Annotated in this window: 1 pseudogene; it reads right to left on the minus strand. The window is 84.2% G+C overall.

The features are described 5' to 3' along the window. Window positions 1-1,349: pseudogene (locus tag MHY29_RS12100) on the minus strand (hypothetical protein); the annotation flags it as partial.

A 1,349-nucleotide genomic window follows, 5' to 3' on the forward strand; every position in this document is an offset into this window, starting at 1 on the left:
GGCGGGACGATGTCCGGGCCGTCCAGCTCGCGGGCGGCGGCCATGAGGGCGCGCGTCTCCCGGTCGTGGTGCGCGGCGAGGACGCGGGCGGCCTCCTCCGCGGCGCGGGCGGCGGCCTGCCGCCGGCGGTCCTCCGCGGCCGTGCCCGCGGCGATGTGCCGGGCGGCGACGGTGCGCGGCAGGGCACGCGCGGCGGCGATCCTCCGGCGGCGCTCGCGGGCCGCCTCCTGGGCGAGGCGCTCCGCCTCGGCCCGGGCGCGGGCGGCCTCCACGGCCATCCGGCGGCGCTCGGCCTCCGCGGCCTCCTCGGCCTGACGACGACGCGCGGCCTCCGCCGCGGCCCGCTCGGCGCGGACCCGCTCCTGCTCGGCGGCGAGGACCCGGGCCCGCTCGGCGGCCTCGGCCTCCTCGCGGGCGCGGCGCTCGGCCTGGACCCGGGCGCGTTCGGCGGCCGCCGCGGCCTCGCGCTCGCGGCGCGCGCGCTCCGCGGTCCTGGCCTCCGCCTCGGCACGAGCGGCCCGCTCCCTCTGCTCCTCGGCCTCGCGGCGCGCGCGCTCGGCCTCCCGACGACGACGTCGGCGCTCCTCGTCCCGGCGACGGCGGGCCAGCAGGGCGGCGCGGCGGCGGCGCTCCTCCTGATCCGCCCGCTCCCGACGCTCTCGGGCCAGGGCGTCGAGCTCGGCCTGGGCGGCGTCCGCCTCGCGGGCCTGGGCGTCGGCCTCCGCGGCGAGCAGGGCCTTCTCCTCGACGCGGGCGCGCTCGGCCGCCTCGGCCACGCGGCGCGCCTTGTCCGCGGCGGCGGCGCGGGCGGCCTCGCGGCGCTCCCGCAGGCGCTCGGCGCGGTGTCGCTCGGCCTCCCTGGCGGCGTCCTCAGCGGCCCGGACGGCCTCCGCCCGGGACTCCTCCACGGTGCGGGCGGCGCGGGCGCGCTCGGCGGCCTCGGCCTCGCGGCGGGCGGTCTCCTCGGCGCGGCGCCGGGCGCGCTCGGCGGCCCGGGCGCGTCCGGCGGCCCGCTCGGCGCGGCGGCGCCCCTCGTGCTCGGCGCGACGGCGCGCGGCGGCCGCGGCACGCTCAGGGGAGGGGCCGGAGGGCAGGATCCGGCCGACCGTGCCCAGCAGCGGGTCCGCGAAGCGGGCCAGGTCCGGGGTGCCGATGCGGTCCAGCAGGTCGGAGAGGTCCGCGCGGGGGCGCGGCGTGGCGGGGGCGGACTCCGCGGGCAGGCGGTCCAGGGCGGCGACGAGGTCGTGGCGTCGCCCCGCCCGGGCGGCGGCCTCCTCGGAGGTCTCCGGGGGCAGGGGCTCGCCACGGAGGCGGCGGGTGTGGCGCTCGAGCTGCTCGGGGGCCAGGCG

Source organism: Micrococcus sp. ACRRV (assembly GCF_022346985.1).
Taxonomy (GTDB): domain Bacteria; phylum Actinomycetota; class Actinomycetes; order Actinomycetales; family Micrococcaceae; genus Micrococcus; species Micrococcus porci.